Origin of the sequence: Bacillus cereus group sp. BfR-BA-01379 (assembly GCF_022663605.1) — a bacterium.
In the GTDB taxonomy this organism is placed as follows: Bacteria; Bacillota; Bacilli; order Bacillales; family Bacillaceae_G; genus Bacillus_A; species Bacillus_A mobilis.
On sequence record NZ_JAKUFT010000027.1, the window covers coordinates 15010 to 39504 of the forward strand.

A 24495-nucleotide genomic window follows, 5' to 3' on the forward strand; every position below is an offset into this window, starting at 1 on the left:
CTTACACTTCTTTAATTGATATAATACTTATAAATGGTAATAAAACTTCTGTTCCTATTCCTTCTTGCAGTGTTAAGAAATCATCCCCAACCGCGACAATCACACCCGTTAACTGTCCAACCGTTACAGTAATTTCTACATTTTTACCCAAATACTGCTTTGCAATTTCTTTAAAAGGTGATGTATTACATTCTTTTAATATGTTACAAATAATAGATTGAAATTGACTTGATTCAATAAACTCTTCCGTAGCTTTCTTTGAATTTCTTTGAATAAACCTTGCGAAGTTTTGTGAAAATAAAAGTCGTTCCACAGCCGGCAATAACTTATTATCTAAAAAATAATCTAATTGCCTATTAAACAATCTCGATAACTTTTTCCAATACTTACCGAACAGACACATACACTTCTCCTCCTATTATTTTTTTTAATATAAAAATTACATTCATACATCTTAATGTATACAAAGCAGACTTTTTTTGTGATAGGTAAGACATACATTTTTCAAAGAAACAATCTTTTCTAATCACAAAAAAAAGATAGATGGTGTCCCATCTATCCTTATATATATTTTAATTTTTAATTGTAATTATGGCAGAGACGCTGTAATAAACCGCTCGTGGTAATTCTGCCTGTTCACTTATAGAAGCTGTAACTAGTGAACCACCACTGGCCGAGAAATACTTAACAGCTTCTAACGGAATACCATCTTCTTTCACATCAATATGCGTTCCATCTCGCCAGTCTATTTTTTGCATTGTTGCTGAAAGGTCCCCCGTCACTTTACCAAATTCTTTACCATCCACTCCTAAAAAGATCCATTCCCACTTCTTTAAACTTATTACTTGTTTCAATTCTCCAATTTTCTTTCCCTCTACATCGGAAAAAATATAAAAATTGCGTACTCCCATCTTCTTTTGAACACGCAACAATCTTTCTCCCGAGTGGTTATATAAATAAAATTGTTGCTTATGTAGTCCCTTAACAAAAAAAGAAAGTACAACTTGCCATACACGTTGCATAACAAAATCATACTCTTCTTTTAAAAAACCTACTGCACTGCCATCTAACCCAAAGTATGTTATTACTTGAAATATCCCTACCTCTTTGCGAACAACAAATTTTTGTTGCTCAAACAATTCAGAAGTCTCTATATTATAATTTTCCTGTTTAAGCATTTTTGATCTTCTTTTTTCTATAAAACTATATATTAACAATCCAAATGCTGGCAGTACAATACCTATTAATTTTAGATTTTCTTTCTCCGAAGTGAATAGCACCCCTTTTTTATATTCCATTACTAGTCCAATTGCGACAATAATCCATACGATGACAGATACAAAAAAAATTCGTTTCGCGTTACGTGCGTGATGTTTATGTATACTCATACCCCTCCCCCTTTTCCATTTTTTTCATTATCTCATTGCACATACACTTCCTCAATAAAAAAAGACCATCCAAAAGGATAGTCTCTTACACTTCGATATTTCGCAACATCGTGTAAATGTCGTTATTCACTTTACCAAATGATTTAATGTTGTTTTGAATGTTAGATAATAAAACGACATACACACTTCCGTTTTTACTAAATCCATTTAAACAATTCCATCCTGGCATTACACCGTGGTTTGAATAACTTCCTGGGTCTACATACCAACCAAATCCGTAATCCTTTTTCACGGCCGTAAACATTTGATCATAACTCTCTTTTGAAATCAACTTTCCAGAGAAGAGTGCTTCATTAAATAAATATAAATCATGTGCACTTGTATATATATCACCACAACCATATAGTTGTGACATACTTGGAATATTAGGTGTTGTCATATTGTTATTTACTATTTTATAACCTGTCGACGGAAACCTTGTTTGCTCTAGCGCTTTACCGAAACCAGAATGTTTCATACCCGCAGTAGCAAAAATATGTTGTTTAATGTACTCTTCTAACGGTTGTCCACTTACCTTCTCAGCGATGTAGGCCAGTATAGAATAGTTCGAATCGGAATACTTCCATTTCTCTCCTGGACTCCCAATACGCTTTTGCTTTCCTATTCGTTTTATCAATTCTTCATGAGAAATATCTTCTATTCCCTGTTCATACTCTGGAATTCCTGATGTATGTGTTAGTAAATGTTTTAACTGAATCCCATTACCTTGAGGGAAATCTGGAATATACTTCGCAACCGTATCCTCTACGTTTAATTTATTTTGATCTTTTAATTGCATAATAGCAGTCGCTACAAACGCCTTTGAAATAGAACCAATATAAAAAGTTGTCTCTGAATTATTCGGTACTTGTTTCTCTTTGTTCGCCATACCGTATCCTTTATTCAAAAGAACTTTTCCGTTCTTCACAATAACAGCTGTCCCGCTAAATCCTGCGTTTTGTAAATATTGATCTAATTGAGCGTTTTCATTAATTTCTTGAGGTGGTCCCTCAGCAGGCTTTTCCAAAGCTTGTACTTGCTTCACTTGTTCTTCCTGCTCTTTTTGTTTTTGTGCTTCTTGCTTCTTTTTTTCTTCTTCTTTCTTTTTCAGCTCTTCTTGTTTCTTCATTTCTGCCGCTGCTTTTAAAGTTTCTTCTTTCTTATTATGCGCAACAATTTTTGTATACATGAAATATACAAGTGAAAATAGTAAGACGAGAATGATTGTTCTTTTTATGTATACAATCGGCCGACGTGATTTCCCATTCGCATTATTTTTTTCTTGATCCATGATTGCTTTTTTCCCCTTACTCAACAATAATTTACTTCCTCTACTAAAGATTTTTTTAGTAGATTATGGATACTCAATTCTATGTCATCCCTACTTTATCACGCACTGCACATATTACCAACCTATATGTATAAAAAAGAAAAAGAAAATTTACAAAAGTAAGATTGCTGTTAAATTGTTAACAAAAAAAGAGGATATCCTCTAAAAAATTGATGTCATCAATCTTTTCGGATATCCTCTTATCTCATTATTTATACGTGTTTTTTCATATCATCGGCAACAGATTCAACATTTGTACCTACGATAACTTGGACACTCGTATTACTTAATTTCATAACACCTTTTGCACCAGCACGTTTTAATGCTGCTTCGTTTACTTGACCAGCATCTTTCACTTGTAAGCGTAAACGTGTTGCACAGTTATCAATAACCGTTAAGTTTTCTTTTCCACCTAAAGCTGCTACGTAAGTTTCACCAATTGAACCTGCAACTGGAGCTTCTTCACCTTCAGCTATCTCCTCTTCGTCTTCACGACCAGGAGTTTTTAGGTCGAACTTCTTAATTAAGAAGTAGAATACTACAAAGTAAATTGCTGCGTAAATTAAACCGATTCCTGCTAGTAACAATGGTTTTGTTGCAATACCGAAGTTTAAGAAGTAATCTATTGCCCCGGCACTAAATGAGAAACCATCGTGAATGCCAAGTGTTGTTGTAATGAATAAGGACAGACCTGTTAATACAGCATGAATACCATATAATACTGGTGATAAGAACATGAATGAGAACTCAATTGGTTCTGTAATACCAGTTAAGAATGAAGTTAATGCTAGACCACCTAACATACCTGTAACCATTTTACGTTTTTCTGGTTTAGCAGCCGCAATCATTGCAAAACATGCTGCTGGTAAACCGAACATCATGATTGGGAAGAAACCAGTCATAAACATACCTGCTGATGGATCTTTTGCAAAGAAGCGTGCAATATCACCATGAACGATATCGCCAGCTGCATTTGTAAAGTCACCAAGTACGAACCAGAAGTATGTGTTCATTACGTGGTGTAAACCAATTGGAATTAATAAACGGTTTAATAATCCGAATAAACCAGCACCAATTGAACCTAAGTTCACGATGCCATGTGCTACTGCATCAATACCACTTTGAATTGTTGGCCAAATCTGACCGAATACTAATCCTAAAAGAAGCATTACGATTGAAGTAATGATTGGTACAAAACGTTTTCCTGCAAAGAATCCTAACCATTCTGGTAGTTTAATCTTATGGAATTTGTTGTATAGTAACCCAGCAACAACCCCTGCAATAATACCACCGAGTATGGCCATATTAATTTTCGGCGTTAACGCCGCTGCTTTTGAAACCTTTGTCATTGTATCTGCTAATTTAGTTGGATCTACTGAACCGACTAAATCTTGAACACTTTTTAATTTATCATTTAACTCTGCTGCTGAATATGTCTTACTTAGAGCATTCGTTGTATTTTGTAAAACAAGATATCCGATTGCTCCGGCAAGTCCAGCTGCTCCACTACCATCAATAGACAAACCGATTGCAACACCAATTGCAAATATAAGTGCTAAATTATCAAAAATTGCTGCACCGGCCTGTGCCATAACAGGAATGTTAAATACGTCTTCTTGTCCTAAACGAAGCAATAATCCTGCTGCTGGTAGTACGGCGATTGGAAGCATTAACGCTTTACCAATACGTTGTAGAAACTGCAACATTTTAATTCCCCCTATCAAATTTATGAAATCGTTATCATTATAAGTACGCCTTAGAAAACGCTTTCTATTTACATAACCATAATAACATATAGTTGTATAGATGTGTAGTTTTTATTTTTGAATTTTTTATGGATAAATCTCCTATTTCCAAACTGTTATATAAAAGGAAAATTCTCCTTTTTAAATATAGAATACTCGAAACGAAATACCTACTATAGAACATGTAACTTTCGTTTTATCATTCCACTTTTTCATGTTATTATTTATTTCCGAGCATATCGGGAAAAGTAAACGTATTTAATTCGAAATAGGAGCGTTGGTACTATGCAGTGCATTGAAACAAACAACTTACAACAGTTGTTAGAACAAGTAAAACCATATACGAAAAAAGGAAAGCTTGCTACTTATATCCCCGAACTAGGAAATGCAAATCCAGATGATTTAGGGATTGCCATTTTCCATAAAGAAACAGAATACATCCATGCTGGCAACTCACAAACACTATTTACTCTTCAAAGTATTTCAAAAGTAATTACACTTGCACTTGCCCTTTTAGATCGTGGTGAAGAATACGTATTTTCTAAAGTTGGAATGGAACCAACTGGTGATCCATTTAATTCTATTATTAAGTTAGAAACGACAAGTCCTTCTAAGCCACTTAATCCAATGATTAATGCAGGAGCATTAGCCATTACAAGCATGTTAACAGGAAAAGATAATGAAGAAAAAATGGAGCGTATCCTTCATTTTGTACGTGAAATAACAGATAATCCTACTATTAATTATTCTTCTAAAGTTGCCAATTCAGAATTAGAGACAGCTTATTTAAACCGTTCACTTTGTTACTATATGAAACAAAACGGAATTATCGATTGTGACATCGAAGAACTTATGGATCTATACACTCGTCAATGTGCAGTTGAAGTAAACTGTATCGATTTAGCACGTATCGGCTTAATTTTTGCGATGGATGGATATGATCCATATAAGAAAAAACAAATTATCCCTAAACATATTACAAAAATCTGTAAAACATTTATGGTTACATGTGGTATGTACAACGAATCTGGTGAATTTGCGATTCGTGTTGGTATTCCAGCAAAAAGTGGTGTAGCTGGTGGCATTTTCGGCTGTGTAAAAGGAGAAATGGGAATTGGTATTTTCGGACCGGCTTTAGATGCAAACGGAAATAGTATCGCTGGTTTTAAAATTCTTGAACTTCTTTCTGCTCAAGAAGGTTGGAGCATTTTTTAATTGAGAGCTATCCTGCTATACTAGCAGGATTTTTTTATTACATAAAACACTCAACTTTATCAGCTATCCGTCCCCTCACAAAAACCGTACTGAAAGTTTCTCTATATTATGCATATTTGCTCCCCCCTCCTGAATAATATAGTACAACCTAACGCTATATGTGGAGGTGTGAAAGATGAAACTAATATTTCAAATGGAAAAACAGCCTGTTCTTGAAAAAACAATACTTCTTTTTATATTGAGTATTGTAGAAAGCTTGAAGTTAAAAGTGGTTTCACTCGATGAAGCTCACCGATACATATTCAATTTAGAAGTACTTGAACTATTAATGGATCGGAACATCGATGATCAAGTGCTTGAACTTATTCATTTCGGAATGGGACTTGAAGACATTCATCACGTGCTTCCTGAAGAACTTGAACATACTATCGAAGAATTAAAGTGGCTCTGTATTCAAGTTTTAAGTGAGTACAGTATGCATGAAGAATCGGAACAACTAATTGAAGATATACGTTGAAAAAGCACCTATGTAGGTGCTTTCATATTTATATAAACAGTAACGTTTCGGTAATTGCACATTCGATGTCGATATATGCAATTCATTCGAGTATTTCCGAGGAAATGCTCGAACATTGTATGTTACAATAACTGATCTATCCCAATAAGAATTAATAGCACGCCTGCAATAACAGTAGCCCATTTCCCTAAGTATGCTGCTAAAAATCGTTTTCCTATATACGCAAAACCACTAATACAAATAAAACTAAACACCCCAGAAATACATGCCGTAAGCCACAGATTCAAGTTTGTTACCCCAGCATCAAATCCACCTGCGATATTATTAATAGACAATGCAACGCCTAACACAATTGCTTCAGAAAAACTAATTGTTTTAGATCCATCGAAATCTGCTTTTTCTGGATCACGTAAAATCCCCATAAGTACATTACCATCTTTAGAGTCTACGATATTTCTTTGCCCCAAGAAAGGCTGACATAAAATAAACACTCCAATTATGCCTAAAACAATGGCCCCAATCAAATTTGCCGTAAACTCTGAAATAAATAATGCGATCCAGTTCCCAAAAAATCCAGCTAATAAAGTAAATAAAAATCCAAAAAATGCAATGATAAAATTATTAAACCACGAAATTCGAATTTTACGAATGCCATATGCAATCCCAACACCTGCATTATCTAAATTAGAAGCAATTCCGATTAAAAAAATTGAAAATAAACCTGCAGTACTCATAAACAGCCACCCCTTTTCTCACTTTTCCATGCATATTATGAAAATGTTGAGCAACTGTGCCTGTCTGTTTCATATACATGTAATAAATGCTCAACATTTTTTCAACAATAAGAAAGGAGTGCCTTCACTATGCCTAAAGAAAATCCAAATGAGCGGCTTAGTACATTAATAAAAAAACTTTTAAAAGAGCGTGCCTTATCCATGCGCCAATTAGGAATGCATACAAATATTGATCCCGCAACAATCTCAAGAATTATGAATGGTAAACAACCACCAAAACAAAAACATCTACAAAAATTTGCAGAATGTTTGCAAGTTCCACCCCAATTGTTATTTGATGAAATGTATCCTGATTCTCCTCACATTAATAAAGAGAAGACGGATATGTACACATCTCTTGATACCATTCAGCAAACGCTGCAATCCTCTAACTTATTCGATTTCGACTACACAACAACGCGCGTAAAACAAGAACTTGAAAACTATGAACGCTATGCTCAAACAACAGAAGGTGAAAAACGGATTCATGAAAGCTTCGCGAGTAAATTAGAACAAATTGATAGCGCTGGCCCTTTTATTGAACAATTAACAGATATGTATCAACAATTTTGCAATGAGACTATTTCAAACGAGGAACGTGCAGTTCTCGGAGGCGCATTATTATATTTCATTTTATCAACAGACATTATCCCCGACTATCTCTTTCCAATTGGCTATTTAGATGATGCAATTGCTGTTGAATTAGCGAAAGAGAAATTAATCGAACTAAAGCGAAAGACATAGAAAAACAAAGAACTATTTCAGTTGTTTCTGTTCAACTCTGAAATAGTTCACTAAAAAATCGTACAAGTATACATACCTGTACGATTTCCACATACTAATCTATTTTTTTGTATGACACCATTCATATATAAATGCGGTTATTACTTTTGTAAATTCAATTAACTGTTCTACTTCAACTTTCTCATTTATTGAATGAGCTTCTTCTAGTGTACCTGGTCCGTAAATAACAGCTGGAATATGAAATTCACTAAACCAACCACCATCCGTTACCGTTGCAGACATATCTAAAATTGCATTTTTAGATAGAATTGCTTCGTGTACTGAGCTAAGATTTTTTACTGCTGCATGTTCACTATCTATTTCTAAAGAAGGAAAAATTTCGCCACGATCCACAATCATTGATTCTCCTCCCCACTTAAATTGTGGTAGATTTTCACTTAACCATGGATCGGCAGCTGCTACTTTCCCAATATACTCTTCAATTTCTTTTATTATTTGTTCATGTGTTTCATTCGGATAGAAGTGCACCGTTATCCATAACCGGCACTCATCCGCAATAAACGCTGCATGCCGTCCACCTTCAATAACAGCTGGGTTAATTGTTGTTGTTCCAGATGGATAGCCTTCATATGTTTTCATAACTGCCCAATGACGCTCTAATTCTTGTAAACTTTGCACAATTTTCATCATTTTTTCAATCGCACTCGCTCCAAATAAACGTCCGCCAGCATGGATCATTTGCCTACGTGTTGCATCATGAAACGTTTGAGGGCTTTTCACAGTAATCCATCCAGTAATTACGCCGCCCTGTCCTTGCATATGTAAATCACTCGTATCCACTACGACTGCAAAATCAGCATCATATCCCCTTTTGCAGCATTGAAGTGTACCTGCCTCTCCAACTTCTTCCCCAATTACTGATTGAAAGATTAAATCTCCAGGTAATTCAATGCCTGCTTCTTGTAAAAGCTGAATAGCAAATAGCGCTCCAGCCAGTCCACCTTTCATATCTGCCGCACCACGTCCAACTAACCAACCATCTTTTATAAACGGCTCAAACGGATTGGTTTCCCACGCCTCATCTGCTGACACTTCAGCTACATCCATATGTCCGTTAATAATAAGACTTTTATGTGTGTCACTTTCTATCCCTTTTTTCACCCCAACAACGTTCGGGTCATTCGGATATACATCCCATTTATCAACACTAAAATTTCGTTTTCTTAGAAAATCTGCAACAAATTCTTGTGCCTCATTTGTGTTTCTCGCCGGCGGTGCCGGTGTTTCAAAACGAATTAAGGTCTTTGTAAGCTCTAGTAATTCGTCTTTTCGTAAATCAATCTGTTCTAATAGCTGTGAAACTTCTTGATTCATCACTAATTCCCCTTTGCATACATAGTATGTTTCCAGCTTTATTGTCACAAAAAAAGAGACTGTTTACAATTTTACAGTCTCTTTCTTCAGCATAGGTTTCTAATATATTTATAAACTTTCTGCTTCTGTTGTATTTACTTTTTCAACATGTTCTATCTTGCTTCCCTTATTTTTTGTCGCACGATAAAACAGTAAACAAACAATCATAAATGGAATTCCACAATATAACGCCATTCTTTGCTCTGGGATAAAAGCCATAGCTACGATTACTGTTATATTTAATACTAACGCAAGCAGTGGTACGAATGGATATAGCGGTGTTTTAAATTTCAAGTCCTTCACATCCCCGCCCTGCTTAATATATGCCCTTCTAGCTAATAAGTTAGATAGAGCAATAGATGCCCAAACTAATATCGCCCCAAATCCAGCAATAGAAAGTAGCCATAAATAAACTGTATCTTCCGCGTAAATACCTGATAGTAATGAGAGACAACCTACAATTGTACTTACAATCAATGCATAAATAGGAACACCATTTTTAGATAACTTACCAAAAATCGGACTAATCATTCCTTGATTAGACATAGACCATAGCATACGAGAAGTTGCATATAACCCTGAATTCGCAACAGATAGAACTGCTGTAATAATAACGAAATTTATAATATCAGCCGCATAAGGAATACCAATTTTATCAAATACAACTACGAATGGACTTTCTATTACTCCCGCTTGCTGCCAAGGAAATAGTCCTGCAAGAATAAAAATAGATAACACAAAGAACACCAGTATACGCCAAACTGTATTATTAATTGCCTTCGGGATCGTTTTTTCTGGATTTTCACTCTCTCCAGCCGCAATACCAACTAGTTCCGTGCCTTGGAAAGAGAAATTAACTGCAATCATCGTAATTAAAATAGCTGATAATCCATTTGGAAACAACCCACCATAATCAGTAAAGCTGGAGAACATCGGTGCTGGTTCGTTTCCTTTCATATCTAGAAAACCAAACATCGCTGCCCCGCCTAGAATAATAAATGCAATAATTGTAATGACTTTAATACTTGCAAACCAAAATTCAACTTCTGCAAAACTTTTTGAAGATAACGCATTGATAGCAAAGAGCAGTACCGCAAACACTACACACCAAATCCATGACGGTACATCAGGAAACCATCGTTTCATTAAAATACTAACTGCAATCAGCTCAATACCTATCGTAGCAGACCAGTTTAGCCATGACATCCATCCAACTACATAACCCGCTGCAGGGGAAATGTGCTTTGTAGCATACGTTTGATAAGATCCTGCGTCAGGCATCGCAACAGCTAACTCTCCAAGACAGAGCATCGTTAAATACATAACAAATCCTCCAACAAGATACGCTACAATCGCTCCTCCAGGCCCAGCTTCATGAATTGTATACCCAGATCCTAAAAAAAGACCGGTACCAATAACTCCCCCAAGTGCAATCATAAATATGTGCCTGCTTTTTAATTCCCTTTTTAACCCTTGGTTTTGATCCATCATATAAATCCCCCCATTTCATGTAAGCGTTTTTAAAAATCTTCATAATAAGAATAATTATTGAAAAGAGCAAAATACATAGTATTAATCACTACCTGTTATTAAAAGATCATCCCTCACTGTTATTAATAACTTTTTATCAGCGATAGCTTGTCCCTCTACTACTTCTAATGATTCGATATACCCACTGATTCCTACCTTAATTTCTACTTTCTGTTTATCTATTGTTTCAATTAACGCTAATTTCTCCCACTCGTATACGTATGAACTTTCCGCAACAAATAGCTTCTCTACTTTCCCGTAACAAGGACTATACACGCCTTCTATAACCATCTTCACTTTATAAACTCCTCCTTCTTATTAATCGCTACTGAAACGTTGCATATCCCTCCTTTAGAGATTTCAACTATTATTTATGCAAAATGCGTACCAATCTCCAATTCCTATTTAAAATGAAGGTTTCTCAAAAAAAAATCTTCATAACCGCAAAATTTTTCTATCATTTGAGAAGTTTTAAAAGGAAAATAGCAAAAAAATTTTGCGATTTTATAAGAATTTTAATAAAATTATAAAAAGTCAGTCTTCATAGGGTGAAATGAGGAGAAGATAATCTATGCGTACAGAAGAAATTAATTTTAAACAGATCATTGAAATGAATATGCTATATGAAACTTTACTCAATGAGCTCGATATCGGGATTCATATTATTAATGAGGAAAGTAAAACGATTATCTACAACCGCAAAATGATGGAAATTGAATCAATGGAACGCTCAGATGTGCTATATAAAAGTCCTTTAGAAGTATTCGCATTTGAAGAAAATAAAAATAGTACTCTTATAGAGGCATTAAAATTAGGAAAAACAAACAAAAATATAAAACAAACGTATTTTAACAATAAAGGACAAGAAATTACTACGATTAACAACACTTTCCCTATAATAGAAAACGGAAAAATTAAAGGCGCTATTGAAATTTCAACAGAGATTAGCCATTCCAAACAAACAATGAAAACGAACCTTTCTCGAAAAACAAATAATAAGTTTACCTTTGATCACATAATCGGTGATTCTAGTGCTATTCAATCCGTCATTACAGAAGCGAAGAGAGTAATTCGTACATCCTCATCCATACTTCTCGTAGGAGAAACAGGAACCGGTAAAGAACTATTTGCACAAAGCATCCATAATGAAAGTCAGCGTTCCACAAAACCATTTATTTCACAAAATTGTGCCGCCATACCTGACACACTCATGGAAAGCTTATTATTTGGTACGAACCGAGGTGCATTTACAGGAGCCATCGATAAAGCTGGTTTATTTGAAGAGGCAAACGGAGGCACTTTATTATTAGATGAGATCAACTCATTGGGTCCAGCTCTTCAAGCGAAATTACTACGAGCTATACAAGAAAAAACAATACGAAGAATCGGAGGCACACAAGAAAAAGAAATTGATGTTCGTATTATAGCAACTATTAATGAGGACCCTCTTGAAGCTATTACACACAATCGATTACGGGAAGACTTATATTACCGATTAAGCGTCGTTACTTTATGTCTCCCGCCTTTACGCGAACGAAAAGAAGATATTCCAGCTCTTGTTCAGCACTTTATCGAAAAGTACAACATTCAATTTGGGCTCAGCGTGACGAATTTAGATGCACATGTAAGAGAATTCTTGTATGCATATGATTGGCCTGGAAACGTACGAGAACTAGAACATATCATTGAAGGTTCAATGAATTTAGTTGAAGAAGAAAATATCATTACAGCGTTTCATCTTCCCACTCGCTTTCGCGAACGAATAAAAAAAGAATTCAATATGCAACCTTTCCTAACTAATAACGATGCTGATGCACCTAAAACGTTAAAGCACACAATAGAGGCAATGGAAAAGAACTACATCAATCAAATTCTGAAAGAGTACCACGGTAATATCTCACAAGCTGCAAAGTTTTTGGGATTAAGTAGGCAAAACTTACAATATCGAATTAAAAAATTGCATTTACACATATGAAATGAAGTGAAACTTTAATCTGTGGAGGTTTTGCCCACCCTCACCAATTGGACCTTTATTTCCTGTTAATGCAGGATCAATCTACTTCCAAGTGGAAATACAAATTGGTAAAATATGCTACAATAAACATATAACATACTAGAAAGGAATGATATATATGAGTAATAATAACAAATTAAAGTTATTACAATACTTAGCCTTCTTCCCTACCCTTGTATGTATGATGTTACTCATGGATATGAACAGCTTTCCTTACGCAAAGCTATTCGCAACAATTAGCGGCTCCTTTGCAGCTATTATGCTTGCTGTTTTTTGGAATTTGAAGATACGTATGAAGAAAGAAAAATCTTCTTAATGCCAAAACATAAAAAAATCGAGCCTACACAGCTCGATTTTTTTACTGACTATTAAAACTCAACATCCTCCAAATACAAACCACTCGCCTCAGCAAGGCAATTAATTTGATTGCGTTGTTTCGCCTCTAAAATGTGTGGAATTGCTTCTGCATCTAATTGTCCTAATCCAACTTCAATTAATGCCCCAACAATTTTTCGTACCATGTTATGAAGGAATCCGTTACCACTTACTCTAATTTGTACAAATCCTGCCTCTTCCATCACATCAAGTGTGTATACTTCTCGAACCATAGACTTTTTCTTTGATTTCGCATTTGAAAAAGCAGTAAAGTCATGTGAACCAACTAAATGTTTCGCAGCTTCTTTCATGCTTTTCACATTTAGTTTTTTATTCACATGCATGCTGTATTTACGCATAAATGGATTTGTATGCTCTTCATTCCAAATCTTATAAAGATATGTTTTTGCTTTAGAATTGTAACGAGCATGGAAGCGATCTTGAACTTCTTCTACATCCGTAATGCTAATATCGTTAGGTAAATATTGATTTAAATATTTTTTCACTTTATGTTCCACTAACTTCTCATCACTTTGAAAGTTAGCAACTTGATTCAAAGCATGTACACCAGCGTCTGTTCTACTACAACCGATAATTTCAATTTCTTTTCCGACCATTTCAGATATAACACTTTCGATTTTCCCTTGAATCGTATTATCGTTATTACCGAGACGTTGCCATCCTTTAAAACGTGCACCATCGTACTGAATCGTTAATTTATAATTATTCATTTTACTCTCCTTCATAGAAAATATTCCCTCATATCGTGAGGGAATATGAATACACTTTACTTTCTAACAAGCTTCACTACATTTTCTACATGAGCTGTATGCGGGAACATATCAACTGGTTGCACATACTCCACTTCATAACTCTTCATTAATGCTTGTACATCACGTGCTAATGAAGAAGGATTACAAGATACATAAACAACTTGTTTCGGTTTCACTTTTAAAATTGTTTCCAGTAATTTATCATCGCAACCTGTACGTGGTGGATCGACAACAATTACATCTGGACGCCATCCTTCTTTTACCCATTTCGGTAACCATTGTTCAGCTTTACCCGCTTCATATTTCGTATTTGTAAATCCGTGACGCTTCGCATTTTTTCTTGCATCTTCAATCGCTTCTGGAATTACATCCATACCACGTACTTCCGCTGCATCATTTGCAAGCCAAAGACCGATTGTACCAACACCACAATACGCATCTACAATTTTCTCATCGCCTGTTAAAGCAGCTGCCTTTTTCGCTTCATCATATAAAACAACCGTTTGTTCCGGGTTCAACTGGAAGAATGCACGTGCTGATAATTCAAATGATAAATCACCTAGTGTTTCTTGAATTACTTCTTTTCCAGCTAATTTAAATGTTTTATCACCGAAAATAACTGATGTTTTACGCCAATTCACGTTTTGCATAATTGATTTCACACTAGGCATTTGCTTTTGTACTTCTGCGATAAACTGCTCCTTATTTGGCAATTCTTCTTTTGTTGTAATAAGTGTAACTTGCACTTCACCTGTTTGAACTGCAGTACGTGTCACAATTGTGCGTACTAAGCCTTTTTGTTTTTTCTCATTGTAAATAGAAACATTTAACTTTTCTAATATACGTCGTACAACTTTTGTCGCTTCATTCGTTGCTTTATGTTGAATCATGCAATGAGCAATATCAATTAACTGATGTGAGTTTTGCTTATACAGCCCTGTAATAACCTTTTCGTCTTTACGTCCCACTTGTAATTGACTCTTATTACGATAATGCCATGGATTTTCCATACCAAGCGTTGGACGAATTTTCTCTTCCAGGCTGTTGTTCATATACTTCTCAAATGCTTGTACAACGATATCACGCTTTTGATTTAATTGTTCTTTATAATCTAAATGTTGCAGCTGACAACCGCCACACTCTTCATATACCGGACATGGTGCTTTCACACGATGTGGTGAAGCTTTACGAACTTTTTTCACTTTCGCTTCAGCGAAGCCACGCTGAATTTTCGTTGTTTCTGCAACAACTTCTTCTCCTGGTAATGCCCCTGGAATGAAAACGACTTGTCTCTTAAAATAGCCAACGCCTTCTCCGTTAATCCCAAGACGCTTAATTGTTACAGGAAATGTTTGACCAACTTCCAACTTACTCTCATGTTGCTTTTGTATCATTATTACACCTCTACTCTATACTTTTCCATAAATATAACGCTGCATAACTGCAGTATGGTTCACACTCTTGTTTCACTTTTTCTAAAAATACATCATCAGGTTTATCATCTAATTGAAATATCCCTTGCACCGCACGCTGAATTCCAATGTCCGTTTTCGGAAACATATTTTTCCGTCCAAGCCCAAACATTAAAAAGTTTTGCACTGTCCATGCACCAATCCCCCTAATCGGTAACAATTGTGCCGAAACCTCTTCTTCCGCCCTGATTTCTATACTCGCTAAGTCTAATGTACCGCTGACAATACTCTGACCTAATCCTACTATATATTCAGCCTTTCGTTGACTAAACTTCTGCTCTCTCAATTCTTCTATTGAAATATTTGCTACTATTTCCGGAGTGGGGAAAAAGAATACACCATTCTTCTCTGTTCCATATCGTTTCACAAACTGTTCTGTTAACACAGTAGCAAATTTCAAATTTATTTGTTGATGAATGATACAGCGAAGAAGACAAGCGAAATAATCAAATTCTAAAATAATTGGAGTATAAGCATATGTTTCAAATAGTGGACGTAATGATGTGTTTAAAAAATGATTTTGTATATCTTGAAACGGTTCATTCCAATGAAAAATGGCTCTCATTCGTTTCATGACTTTCTCCGGATCTCCTGTTTGACTAGAAATCCAAAACTGTGGATTTTGAACAGTACCAATCCCTTGCAAGCGAACAACAACCTGTTCCTCATCTATACAAAGCGGGACATAAATAACTTTCTCATCTAATTGAATGACGTTAAGAGGATCAAAAGATAACCGTTTTAATACCTCTTCAAAATGATACGGATACTCTAACGTAACATGTTCGCTCCACATACGTTTCCCCATCCTTTTTACACATCATTATAGCATGAGAAAACCGCAAGCATACATGCTTACGGTTGATTGCTTTTTACTAAGTCATCTAGACTTTTAAAATGATACCCTTTCTCGCGCAAATCATCAATGATTTTCGCAAGTGCTTCTGCATTATCTTTCGAGATTGCATGAAGTAATAAAACAGATCCTGGATGAATCATCGTCATGACATTATTATGTGCATATTGCCATCCTCTTTGCTCGTCCACTTTCCAATCCAAAAATGCAAGTGACCAAAATACATTATAATAGCCCATTTCTTTCGTAAGAGCTAACGTTCTTTCACTGAACACACCTCGTGGCGGTCGTACATATTTTACTTCTTTTTGCCCAGTTACTTTTTTAATTTCTTCTGTTACACTCGTTAATTCTTCACGAAGTTTCGCATCATTTACCGTTGTAAAATCAGGATGACTCCACGAATGGTTTCCAATAATATGTCCTTCATCCTTCATTCTTAATAACAAATCTTTTTGTGTTTTAATATAATGACCCGTTACAAAGAACGTTGCTGGTACTTTTTTCTCTTTTAATACGTCTAAGATTTTTCCTGTGTATCCATTCTCGTACCCATTATCGAATGTTAAATAAATATCTTTTTTCTTTGTATCCCCTAAATAAAACCCACCATTTTTTTGTAGTAAATCTGTATATAACTTTCCAGCATCTGGTACTGTTTCATTTTTAGGGCGCGGGATTCCCCAGTTATGTGGAGTGTTTGTATAAGCTAATGTTGAAACTGGAACAAGTGCCATCATAATTGAAAAAATGAGACCGATATATAACCATTTATATTTCATAAATAGTCTCCTTTCCATATATAATCGTACTTGTAGTTTCTGTTTCTACGCATTCTTTCATGCTGAACATGTTTTTCTATATATGCCAAAAAAATGCATCCCGAATGATTCGAGATGCATTTTTGTTTACTTAAATACTGGCTCTTTAAAGCTAGCTAATTTTTCGAGTGATGTTTTATCAACATCTGCATGTAAGCTATTACCATGAGAATCCATCGTTACAACTGCTTTAAATCCTTCAATACGTAAATGCCACATTGCCTCTGGAATACCAAATTGTAAGAAATCAACATCTTTTACTTCTTTAATACATTCAGCATAATATTGTGCTGCACCGCCAATTGCATTTAAATATACACCACCATGATCTTCTAAAGCCGCTAATGTTTTCGCACCCATACCGCCTTTTCCAATGACAGCGCGAATACCGAATTTCTTCATAATATCGCCTTGGTACGGTTCTTCACGAATACTTGTCGTTGGACCCGCCGCTTTAATTTGCCAGTTTTCATTTTCATCTTTTACGACAACTGGACCACAGTGATAAATAACTTGTCCATTTAAATCTACCGGACAATCGTTATCCATTAAATGCTTATGGATTGCGTCACGCCCTGTATACATCATGCCATTAATTGTTACAACATCACCAACGCGAAGTTCACGAATTTGCTCTTCTGTAATTGGAGCTTGTAATACAATCTCACGTTGCTCTGTTTTTTCTTGTGCTTCTTGCTGAAGTGTATCGTCACCTTCTTGGTATAGCCAATCCATAATTTCACCTGTTTCAGGATGGATTGTTACGCCAAGGCGACGATATGCCCAGCAATTATATGCAACAGATACGTAGAAGCTAGCTGGCAGACGGTTATACACGCCAATTTTACAGCCAAGTAAAGTTGTTTCTCCGCCAAATCCCATCGTACCAATGCCAAGCTTATTCGCATTTTCTAATACGTACTCTTCAAGTTTTTGTAACTCTGGTACTGGATTGACATCATCTAATGTACGGAATAATTGATTTTTTGCTAATTCGTAACCCGATGTGCGGTCTCCCCCGATACCAACACCAATTACACCTGCACTACATCCTTGACCTTGTGCTTGATATACTGCATGAAGAAGGCATTTACGAATCCCTTCTAAATCACGGCCAGCTCGTCCAAGTCCTTCTAATTCACATGGTAAGCTATACTGAATATTTTTATTCTCACAGCCGCCACCCTTTAGAATTAAACGTGCATCAATATAATCTTTTTCCCATTGTTCAAACTTAATAACCGGTGTACCTGGTCCTAAATTATTTCCACTATTGTCTCCAAAAAGAGAATCAACAGAATTGGGACGCAGTTTACCATCTTTTGTCGCCCGCTCAAGCGCATGATAGATAGCTTCCTTCAACTTTAGTTGATTCACACCAACTGGTGTATAAATTTTAAACGTTGGCATCCCTGTATCTTGGCAAATTGGTGAGATGTTATCATCAGCCATTTTAATATTATTCGTAATTGTGCCAAGTGCCATCGCAGAACGAGTCCCTGCATTTTCTCGTTCTTTTGCTTGTTGAATCGCACGACGAACATCTTTCGGTAAGTTCGTTGACGTTTCAACAATTAGTTGATACATGCTTTCTTGAAGCTTTTCCATTGTTACTTCCCCCTCAATTGTGAACGCTACCAAAACGTTATGAGATGAAAATCCCATTGTTATGCTCTTCAGCTTTTTATTTGTTTCACGCTATTCAAGCATAAATGAAATTTTTCACAACTTGATTATACCTCTTTTTCTATCGTCCTTCTATTATCCGCACAGAAAAAGGCTACCAAATTGGAATTGGCAGCCTTTTTAATATATTATTCGTCTTTTTTAAATTGCTCACATTTTAATTCTAATTCATCTAACATTGCAAGAAGACGATCCACATCTTCTAATTCTACTTCTTCAGGTTCAATTGTATCAATTACTTCAATGAACATATTTAAACGTTCTTTTAAATATACTAATTGTGTATCTTTATCTTGAATTGCTTTTCCCATGAAGGCACTCTCCTTTTAATTCGAGTTGCTTTTATTATACCGCAAAAATGATTGCTGTGGATATGTAATTTCATCAATTTTGTCACAGTAATTCATTCAAATGTAAGCCCTATCTCTTTTTTCACAAAAAAGTTTCACTTTATAAAAAGCACATATTCTTCTATTATAGAGAATGGACAAATTGTTATTTCAATAGTCAAAGGAGTATTTCATATGACGATATCACAAAAAATGAAGCCGATTACTCCTTCTTACGATCCATGGGAAGCGTATATGGACCTTGAAGAGTACGGCAAACTACTATTAACAAATGTTGAGTTTACAACGACGACGTTATGCAATATGCGCTGTGAGCATTGCGCTGTTGGTTACACGTTACAGCCGAAAGACCCGAATCCGCTTCCGATGGATCTTTTATTAAAACGATTAGATGAGATTCCTCATTTACGTTCTTTAAGTATTACTGGCGGAGAACCTATGCTTTCAAAAAAATCCGTCGACAACTATGTAACACCACTCTTAAAATACGCCCATGAACGAGGCGTTCGCACTCAAATCAACTCAAACTTAACTATAGATTTAGCACGTTACGAACAAATTATTCCTTATTTAGACGTATTGCATATATCTCATAACTGGGGAACAATTGACGACTTCGTTGAAGGCGGATTTGCAATGATGGAGCGTAAACCTACGTATGAACAACGTGCAAAATTATTTGAACGCATGATTACAAATAGTAAAGCTCTATCAGATGCAGGTGTACTCGTATCAGCCGAAACGATGCTGAATAAACGAACTCTACCACACATTGAACATATTCATCGTCAAATCGTTGAAGAAATGGGATGTAAACGTCATGAGGTTCACCCAATGTATCCAAGTGACTTCGCGAGTAATCTAGAGATTTTAACAAAAGCTGAAATTCGTGATGCAATTGAGCATTTACTAGAAATTCGCGATGAAAATGTATGGATGTTATTTGGAACTTTACCTTTCTACGCTTGTAGCGATGACGAGCGAGATATCGCCACATTTAAGAAATTACAAGAAAGCAAAAATGTAACAGTTCGTAACGATCCAGATGGCCGTTCTCGTTTAAACGTCAACATTTTCGATGGAAATATTATTGTAACTGATTTCGGTGACGTTCCCCTTCTAGGTAACGTACAAACAAACACACTACAAGAAGCATATGACAAATGGAGTGCCTCAAAAACAGCACAATCATTAAGCTGTCACTGTCCTGCAGTAAAATGCCTTGGACCGAATGTTCTTGTAAAAAACAGCTACTATCCGACAGAAGATTTCTTATCAAAAACAGCAAATATTACATTATAAATAAAAACGTCAGCTTATAAGCTGACGTTTTTTTCATATTATTGCGAGTGAGAAGAAGATATGAATTTAAAATATAAATGATCATGAATTGGAATAGCAGCTCCGATTCCTTGTGATGTAATGTTTTTCACGACAAGCCTCTTTTGATTGCCTTTTAATACAAGATATACTTCTCCAAATGTTACTTTTCCTTTTTCATTTACTGCTGGTGTATAAGCGTATAAATATCCAAGTTGACTCGGACTAATATTATACACACGCTCATGCCCTGTACCATAACCAATGGTCGTTTTAAATGAAAGCGGCAATTGTACTTTTTCAAGTGCTTTGAGAAGCATCATTTTTTTCACATCCGCAGTATTTTTCATATCTGCTGTTAAATCACCTTCAACCGTCTTTTGCGTTTCTTGTTTATAGCGTAGCGGATATAAACGATCTCCTCCACGATTATCGTACACATTGCGGTTTACTTGTTTATATTCCCAATTAATCGATGTATCAACCGATTCATAATTCAAAGCCCATTGACCTAAATAAATCTTCGCTCGGTACCCTACCGCAAGCGGCGCATTCGAAATTGTCGTTTCATTAAACATTCGAATTAAGTCCGGATTTTCAATTTTAATATTTGCTGTTTTCAATAGTTCTTGAGCAAACTTACTCGGCTGTAAGCGCGGCAAATCTTGCGCATCATTTGGAAACGTATTGTCTTTAGAAATATTTAAAACAGATGAAGGCATTTTTGTTTCTACCGTTGTCTTTGCAAAACTCATGTTAGGAAATAATAGAATAAACGAGACCATAGTTGAAAGACATATGCTGTATACTCGTTTCACCTGTCTGGCTCCTTCCTACGTAAATGTATATATACTACTTTGTTTATTGTTTTCTCTCAACACAATTGTTATGCCTATTTTTCATAATAAATAAAAACCAATTCCCATAATGACATACGCTGCTAACAAAGTACCTCCTTCAAACCAGTTTGTATCTCCATCATTTGAAATCGCAATCGTTAAGAAAACAGCTGTAATCATAGAAACAAGTTCTGGTATTGTAAATACTAAAGGCATCCTTTGTGCAAAAAACATAGAAAGCAGTACTAATACAGGAGCAACAAACATGGCAATTTGTAACGTAGAACCTATTGCAATCTCAACTGCAATATTTACTTTATTTTTATACGCCATAATAATTGCAGATGCATGTTCCGCTGCATTCCCAACAATTGCAACGATAATAACCCCTATAAATAACTCTGACCAACCAAACGACTTTGCAACTGTCTCAAATGTATGCACAAGCGCCTCTGACACATAAGCTACTGCAATTGTCGCTATTGCTAAAATGAGTAACGCTTTACCTTTCGACCACTCTGGTTCTTCCTCATGAGCTACTTCATCCGTTTTATGTTGATATACACCACGATGCGTAACAAGCTTAAATAGCAGCGCAGCAAGGTACATAATAATCATAATGATAGAAACACCGATACTTAATTGATACGTCTTTCCAGCGTCCATCTTCATTGAAAAAATCTCTGGAATAACAAAGGCTACGACAACAGCAAATATTAATAAAGCTGAATTATGCCTTGCATCATACACATTAAAACTTTGTCTTTTGTATTTAAGCCCTCCTACAAAGAAGGATAGCCCTCCTACTAATAATAAATTTCCAAGTACAGAACCCGTTAAAGAGGCTAACACAACCTCAATTAACCCTGCCTGAAGTGCAAAAATTGAAATGATTAGTTCAACTGCATTACCGAAAGTAGCATTTAATAATCCACCTATTCTAGGGCCAGATACAATTGCCAAGCTTTCTGTCGCCCTTCCCATAAAACCCGCTAATGCGATAATCGTAATACAATACACAGCGAACATAATTGTTTGAGGCCAATGAAGTGTTTTCCCAAGTATAGAAAGTGGTACACCTATAAGCGCTACGATAAGAAATATTTTGTTAAACATGCTTTTCATCCTTCCATCGTATGTATTTCTCCTCGTTATTATTATTATTCTTCTCCTAACTTGTCCGATTTCATCACAATTACGTTTAAAAAGTCGGATTGAAGAAAACAGTATGAAAGATATTCAAATTATCTTGTTTAAACGAAGAAAACAATAAATTATGAACAGGGGTTAAAAGCATGCATTTAAAAGAAAAAATTGAAACTATTATTTGTGGTCAACGAACTGGTGTATTATCTACTGTACGTGAAAATAAACCTCATAGTACCTTTATGATGTTTTTCCACGAAGATTTTGTGTTATATATTGCAACAGATCGAAAATCAAAAAAGATAACAGATATTGAAAACAATCCAAATGTCTATGTACTACTTGGACGAGAAGGAAAAAAATTAGATGAAGATTATATTGAAGTTGAAGGCTTAGCTTCAATCGAGGAAGACTCCACATTAAAAAACAAGTTTTGGAATAACAGCTTAAAACGCTGGTTACTCGGTCCTGAAGACCCTAATTACGTATTAATAAAAATCAATCCCGACACAATTTATTACATCGATGGTGCCGGTACGACGGAGCCCGAGTTTTTACGACTATAAAATAAAATAAGCCCCCTTTAGGTGGGCTTGTTTTGTCGAAAAGTTCTTCTGAAAAAAACAATAAAATAGGTGGAACTTTCTAAAGATTCTGTTATATAATAGCAGTAACTTAAATAAACTGTATTAAAACAGATTGAGAGGAGAAATAAAATTGATGAAAAGAGAAGAACGCAAAAACATGATTGAGTTTATTGAAAAGAAAAAAGGTATTGAGCGTGACGAATTATTGTTTATGACAGACGATGAAGTAGAACATATTTATAATGTAACGTACTTTTTATATGAAGAAATTGCAGAGTAGTATAATAATCCCACCTTATTAAAAATATAAGGTGGGATTATTTCATTATCTATCCAGCCATTTGCGAGGCGGTAAAATCCCACTGATTAAAATTTCACTTTATACTTGAGAATGATTTTCATGTATAATAATGTAAGATTGGAGGAATTTTACTATGAGTTCATGGCTCTTATTCGCACTATTATCAGCAATTGCTGCTGCCCTTGTATCTATTTTCGGAAAGATTGGTTTAGATGGAATCGATGCCAATGTTGCAACAACGGTTCGTTCTATTATTATGGCATTATTTATGGTGGGTGTTATTATTATACAAGGTAAATTTCAAAATATTGGCGACGTACTGCTAAATAAAAAAGCACTGCTCTTTATCACATTAAGTGGGGTTGCAGGTGCTTCGTCATGGCTATTTTATTTTCTTGCCCTCAAAACAGGGAAAGTTTCACAAGTGGCTCCTGTCGATAAATTAAGCGTCGTATTTTCTATCATCCTCGCTATGATTATACTCGGTGAGAAGTTAAACTTTATGACTGGCATTGGTGTAGTCTTTATTACAGCTGGTGTACTATTTATTGCTTTCAGCTAAAAAAACCGCTATTAGCGGTTTTTCTTTTTCTTTATGTAAAACCACACAACGCCTGTAACAACTACTGAAATGAATAAAATCCATATTCCATAATGATGTAAACTATACTCAACGAAACGCCACTTCTCTCCTAGCTTCCAGCCAAGTCCAATAAAAACACTTATCCAAATAAGCGCACCACCGTAAGCATACAAACAAAAACGCCAAAGTGTTAAATTCGACACCCCAGCAAAATATGCTGTTAAATGACGTACTCCGGGGATAAAGTAACCAATCATTAAAAGAAATGGACCATATTTTTCAAATAAAATGTGTGTTTTTTCAATATGATGTTCCTTAATTCTAATTTTTGGCCCATATTTTTTTAAAACAGGAAGTCCAAGTTTTAAACCTAATATGTAGCTTAATGTAATACCTAACATCGCACCAGCCATCCCACTTAAAAAAGCAGCCGTTCCTGACATAACTCCTTTTGAAACGTTATAACCAACAAAAGTCAATAAAAACTCATCTGGTATCGGTAATCCGACTATCCCACCTGCCAACGCTATAATAATTCCAAAATACCCATAATGCGCGATTAACTCGCCAATATGTTGTTCCATTCGGAAGACACATCCTATGCACGATCGTTATTCCACATTGTGCCCTTTCTATCTTTCAGACAAACATGGTATACATATTCACTATACATTGTTT

Annotated in this window: 26 protein-coding genes and 1 pseudogene; 9 read left to right on the forward strand and 18 right to left on the reverse strand. The window is 35.5% G+C overall.

From position 1 onward, the window contains the following. Position 1: 1 nt before the first annotated feature. From MR113_RS12555 to MR113_RS28485, 5 genes and pseudogenes are all read right to left on the reverse strand, one after another. Entirely contained in the window at positions 2 to 403 is a 402-nt protein-coding gene (locus tag MR113_RS12555; protein WP_242254565.1) for a DUF2642 domain-containing protein, read from the reverse strand. A 169-nt stretch (positions 404 to 572) separates the two neighbouring features. Next, entirely contained in the window at positions 573 to 1388 is an 816-nt protein-coding gene (locus MR113_RS12560) for a sugar ABC transporter ATP-binding protein (protein WP_242254568.1), read from the reverse strand. A gap of 85 nt (positions 1389 to 1473) precedes the next feature. Then, a complete protein-coding gene (locus MR113_RS12565) occupies positions 1474 to 2718 on the reverse strand; it encodes a serine hydrolase domain-containing protein (protein ID WP_242254569.1) in 1245 nt (414 codons plus the stop codon). Between the two features lie 251 nt (positions 2719 to 2969). Continuing rightward, a complete protein-coding gene (gene nagE, locus MR113_RS12570; protein ID WP_242254571.1) occupies positions 2970 to 4463 on the reverse strand; it encodes an N-acetylglucosamine-specific PTS transporter subunit IIBC in 1494 nt (497 codons plus the stop codon). A 183-nt stretch (positions 4464 to 4646) separates the two neighbouring features. Continuing rightward, positions 4647 to 4718 (reverse strand): annotated as a pseudogene (locus MR113_RS28485) (transcriptional regulator); the annotation flags it as partial. A gap of 69 nt (positions 4719 to 4787) precedes the next feature. On the opposite strand from MR113_RS28485, the gene glsA reads away from it, so the two are divergent. Then, on the forward strand, positions 4788 to 5717 hold the full coding sequence (gene glsA, locus MR113_RS12575) for a glutaminase A (RefSeq protein WP_063221674.1): 930 nt from the start codon (positions 4788 to 4790) through the stop codon (positions 5715 to 5717). A 175-nt stretch (positions 5718 to 5892) separates the two neighbouring features. Beyond that, a complete protein-coding gene (locus MR113_RS12580; protein WP_000766602.1) occupies positions 5893 to 6234 on the forward strand; it encodes a DUF3969 family protein in 342 nt (113 codons plus the stop codon). Between the two features lie 122 nt (positions 6235 to 6356). Here MR113_RS12580 and MR113_RS12585 read toward each other — a convergent pair whose 3' ends face one another. Then, positions 6357 to 6968: a manganese efflux pump gene (locus MR113_RS12585; protein ID WP_242254574.1), complete on the reverse strand. Its 612-nt coding sequence runs from the start codon at positions 6966 to 6968 to the stop codon at positions 6357 to 6359. A 129-nt stretch (positions 6969 to 7097) separates the two neighbouring features. Here MR113_RS12585 and MR113_RS12590 point away from each other — a divergent pair, with 129 nt between their 5' ends. Continuing rightward, complete coding sequence (locus tag MR113_RS12590) at positions 7098 to 7751, forward strand: DUF1232 domain-containing protein (protein WP_088022750.1); 654 nt, start codon at positions 7098 to 7100, stop codon at positions 7749 to 7751. Positions 7752 to 7850: 99 nt separating this feature from the next. Here MR113_RS12590 and MR113_RS12595 read toward each other — a convergent pair whose 3' ends face one another. From MR113_RS12595 to MR113_RS12605, 3 genes are all read right to left on the reverse strand, one after another. Further along, on the reverse strand, positions 7851 to 9125 hold the full coding sequence (locus MR113_RS12595; RefSeq protein WP_242254576.1) for an acetylornithine deacetylase: 1275 nt from the start codon (positions 9123 to 9125) through the stop codon (positions 7851 to 7853). A 108-nt stretch (positions 9126 to 9233) separates the two neighbouring features. Beyond that, a complete protein-coding gene (locus MR113_RS12600; RefSeq protein WP_242254579.1) occupies positions 9234 to 10655 on the reverse strand; it encodes an amino acid permease in 1422 nt (473 codons plus the stop codon). Between the two features lie 81 nt (positions 10656 to 10736). Then, complete coding sequence (locus MR113_RS12605) at positions 10737 to 10991, reverse strand: biotin/lipoyl-containing protein (RefSeq protein WP_242242735.1); 255 nt, start codon at positions 10989 to 10991, stop codon at positions 10737 to 10739. A gap of 274 nt (positions 10992 to 11265) precedes the next feature. Here MR113_RS12605 and MR113_RS12610 point away from each other — a divergent pair, with 274 nt between their 5' ends. Beyond that, positions 11266 to 12669 carry a sigma-54 interaction domain-containing protein gene (locus MR113_RS12610; RefSeq protein WP_242254581.1) on the forward strand — a complete coding sequence of 468 codons (1404 nt, stop codon included), beginning with the start codon at positions 11266 to 11268 and terminating at the stop codon, positions 12667 to 12669. Positions 12670 to 12826: 157 nt separating this feature from the next. Beyond that, positions 12827 to 13024, forward strand: a complete 198-nt coding sequence (locus tag MR113_RS12615) for a hypothetical protein (RefSeq protein ID WP_242254583.1) — start codon at positions 12827 to 12829, stop codon at positions 13022 to 13024. A gap of 52 nt (positions 13025 to 13076) precedes the next feature. Here MR113_RS12615 and truA read toward each other — a convergent pair whose 3' ends face one another. The 6 genes from truA to MR113_RS12645 all read right to left on the reverse strand — a co-directional run bounded on the left by truA (position 13077) and on the right by MR113_RS12645 (position 19002). Next, entirely contained in the window at positions 13077 to 13814 is a 738-nt protein-coding gene (gene truA / locus MR113_RS12620) for a tRNA pseudouridine(38-40) synthase TruA (protein ID WP_242254585.1), read from the reverse strand. 56 nt (positions 13815 to 13870) lie between these two features. Continuing rightward, positions 13871 to 15250 carry a 23S rRNA (uracil(1939)-C(5))-methyltransferase RlmD gene (gene rlmD, locus MR113_RS12625; protein WP_061676722.1) on the reverse strand — a complete coding sequence of 460 codons (1380 nt, stop codon included), beginning with the start codon at positions 15248 to 15250 and terminating at the stop codon, positions 13871 to 13873. 10 nt (positions 15251 to 15260) lie between these two features. Continuing rightward, entirely contained in the window at positions 15261 to 16124 is an 864-nt protein-coding gene (locus MR113_RS12630) for a DNA-3-methyladenine glycosylase family protein (RefSeq protein ID WP_242254587.1), read from the reverse strand. A 59-nt stretch (positions 16125 to 16183) separates the two neighbouring features. Beyond that, positions 16184 to 16966 (reverse strand): delta-lactam-biosynthetic de-N-acetylase, encoded by a 783-nt coding sequence (gene pdaA, locus MR113_RS12635; protein ID WP_061676720.1) that lies wholly within the window; start codon positions 16964 to 16966, stop codon positions 16184 to 16186. A gap of 126 nt (positions 16967 to 17092) precedes the next feature. Next, positions 17093 to 18613, reverse strand: a complete 1521-nt coding sequence (gene fumA / locus MR113_RS12640) for a class I fumarate hydratase (RefSeq protein WP_242254591.1) — start codon at positions 18611 to 18613, stop codon at positions 17093 to 17095. A gap of 206 nt (positions 18614 to 18819) precedes the next feature. After that, complete coding sequence (locus MR113_RS12645) at positions 18820 to 19002, reverse strand: SE1561 family protein (protein WP_000513558.1); 183 nt, start codon at positions 19000 to 19002, stop codon at positions 18820 to 18822. A gap of 213 nt (positions 19003 to 19215) precedes the next feature. Between MR113_RS12645 and yfkAB the strand changes: the two genes are divergently transcribed. Next, a complete protein-coding gene (gene yfkAB / locus MR113_RS12650) occupies positions 19216 to 20343 on the forward strand; it encodes a radical SAM/CxCxxxxC motif protein YfkAB (protein ID WP_242254594.1) in 1128 nt (375 codons plus the stop codon). A 38-nt stretch (positions 20344 to 20381) separates the two neighbouring features. On the opposite strand, the gene MR113_RS12655 is transcribed toward yfkAB, so the two are convergent. Continuing rightward, positions 20382 to 21179: a YfkD famly protein gene (locus tag MR113_RS12655; protein WP_033662157.1), complete on the reverse strand. Its 798-nt coding sequence runs from the start codon at positions 21177 to 21179 to the stop codon at positions 20382 to 20384. Between the two features lie 81 nt (positions 21180 to 21260). Then, entirely contained in the window at positions 21261 to 22316 is a 1056-nt protein-coding gene (cax, locus tag MR113_RS12660) for a calcium/proton exchanger (protein WP_242254597.1), read from the reverse strand. Between the two features lie 179 nt (positions 22317 to 22495). Here cax and MR113_RS12665 point away from each other — a divergent pair, with 179 nt between their 5' ends. From MR113_RS12665 to MR113_RS12675, 3 genes are all read left to right on the forward strand, one after another. Next, on the forward strand, positions 22496 to 22912 hold the full coding sequence (locus MR113_RS12665) for a pyridoxamine 5'-phosphate oxidase family protein (protein ID WP_242254598.1): 417 nt from the start codon (positions 22496 to 22498) through the stop codon (positions 22910 to 22912). Between the two features lie 154 nt (positions 22913 to 23066). Then, positions 23067 to 23213, forward strand: coding sequence for a BH0509 family protein (locus tag MR113_RS12670; RefSeq protein ID WP_000817786.1), 147 nt, complete (start codon positions 23067 to 23069; stop codon positions 23211 to 23213). A 154-nt stretch (positions 23214 to 23367) separates the two neighbouring features. Continuing rightward, a complete protein-coding gene (locus tag MR113_RS12675) occupies positions 23368 to 23796 on the forward strand; it encodes an EamA family transporter (RefSeq protein WP_000100306.1) in 429 nt (142 codons plus the stop codon). A gap of 11 nt (positions 23797 to 23807) precedes the next feature. On the opposite strand, the gene MR113_RS12680 is transcribed toward MR113_RS12675, so the two are convergent. Continuing rightward, a complete protein-coding gene (locus MR113_RS12680; RefSeq protein ID WP_063263194.1) occupies positions 23808 to 24401 on the reverse strand; it encodes a DedA family protein in 594 nt (197 codons plus the stop codon). Positions 24402 to 24495 lie beyond the last annotated feature (94 nt).

Coding starts and splice junctions, on each gene's coding strand:
- MR113_RS12555 (WP_242254565.1), bottom strand. CDS start 403: ATGTGTCTGTTCGGTAAGTATTGGAAAAAGTTATCGAGATTGTTTAAT.
- MR113_RS12560 (WP_242254568.1), bottom strand. CDS start 1,388: ATGAGTATACATAAACATCACGCACGTAACGCGAAACGAATTTTTTTT.
- MR113_RS12565 (WP_242254569.1), bottom strand. CDS start 2,718: ATGGATCAAGAAAAAAATAATGCGAATGGGAAATCACGTCGGCCGATT.
- nagE (WP_242254571.1), bottom strand. CDS start 4,463: ATGTTGCAGTTTCTACAACGTATTGGTAAAGCGTTAATGCTTCCAATC.
- glsA (WP_063221674.1), top strand. CDS start 4,788: ATGCAGTGCATTGAAACAAACAACTTACAACAGTTGTTAGAACAAGTA.
- MR113_RS12580 (WP_000766602.1), top strand. CDS start 5,893: ATGAAACTAATATTTCAAATGGAAAAACAGCCTGTTCTTGAAAAAACA.
- MR113_RS12585 (WP_242254574.1), bottom strand. CDS start 6,968: ATGAGTACTGCAGGTTTATTTTCAATTTTTTTAATCGGAATTGCTTCT.
- MR113_RS12590 (WP_088022750.1), top strand. CDS start 7,098: ATGCCTAAAGAAAATCCAAATGAGCGGCTTAGTACATTAATAAAAAAA.
- MR113_RS12595 (WP_242254576.1), bottom strand. CDS start 9,125: ATGAATCAAGAAGTTTCACAGCTATTAGAACAGATTGATTTACGAAAA.
- MR113_RS12600 (WP_242254579.1), bottom strand. CDS start 10,655: ATGATGGATCAAAACCAAGGGTTAAAAAGGGAATTAAAAAGCAGGCAC.
- MR113_RS12610 (WP_242254581.1), top strand. CDS start 11,266: ATGCGTACAGAAGAAATTAATTTTAAACAGATCATTGAAATGAATATG.
- MR113_RS12615 (WP_242254583.1), top strand. CDS start 12,827: ATGAGTAATAATAACAAATTAAAGTTATTACAATACTTAGCCTTCTTC.
- truA (WP_242254585.1), bottom strand. CDS start 13,814: ATGAATAATTATAAATTAACGATTCAGTACGATGGTGCACGTTTTAAA.
- rlmD (WP_061676722.1), bottom strand. CDS start 15,250: ATGATACAAAAGCAACATGAGAGTAAGTTGGAAGTTGGTCAAACATTT.
- MR113_RS12630 (WP_242254587.1), bottom strand. CDS start 16,124: ATGTGGAGCGAACATGTTACGTTAGAGTATCCGTATCATTTTGAAGAG.
- pdaA (WP_061676720.1), bottom strand. CDS start 16,966: ATGAAATATAAATGGTTATATATCGGTCTCATTTTTTCAATTATGATG.
- fumA (WP_242254591.1), bottom strand. CDS start 18,613: ATGGAAAAGCTTCAAGAAAGCATGTATCAACTAATTGTTGAAACGTCA.
- MR113_RS12645 (WP_000513558.1), bottom strand. CDS start 19,002: ATGGGAAAAGCAATTCAAGATAAAGATACACAATTAGTATATTTAAAA.
- yfkAB (WP_242254594.1), top strand. CDS start 19,216: ATGACGATATCACAAAAAATGAAGCCGATTACTCCTTCTTACGATCCA.
- cax (WP_242254597.1), bottom strand. CDS start 22,316: ATGTTTAACAAAATATTTCTTATCGTAGCGCTTATAGGTGTACCACTT.
- MR113_RS12665 (WP_242254598.1), top strand. CDS start 22,496: ATGCATTTAAAAGAAAAAATTGAAACTATTATTTGTGGTCAACGAACT.
- MR113_RS12670 (WP_000817786.1), top strand. CDS start 23,067: ATGAAAAGAGAAGAACGCAAAAACATGATTGAGTTTATTGAAAAGAAA.
- MR113_RS12675 (WP_000100306.1), top strand. CDS start 23,368: ATGAGTTCATGGCTCTTATTCGCACTATTATCAGCAATTGCTGCTGCC.
- MR113_RS12680 (WP_063263194.1), bottom strand. CDS start 24,401: ATGGAACAACATATTGGCGAGTTAATCGCGCATTATGGGTATTTTGGA.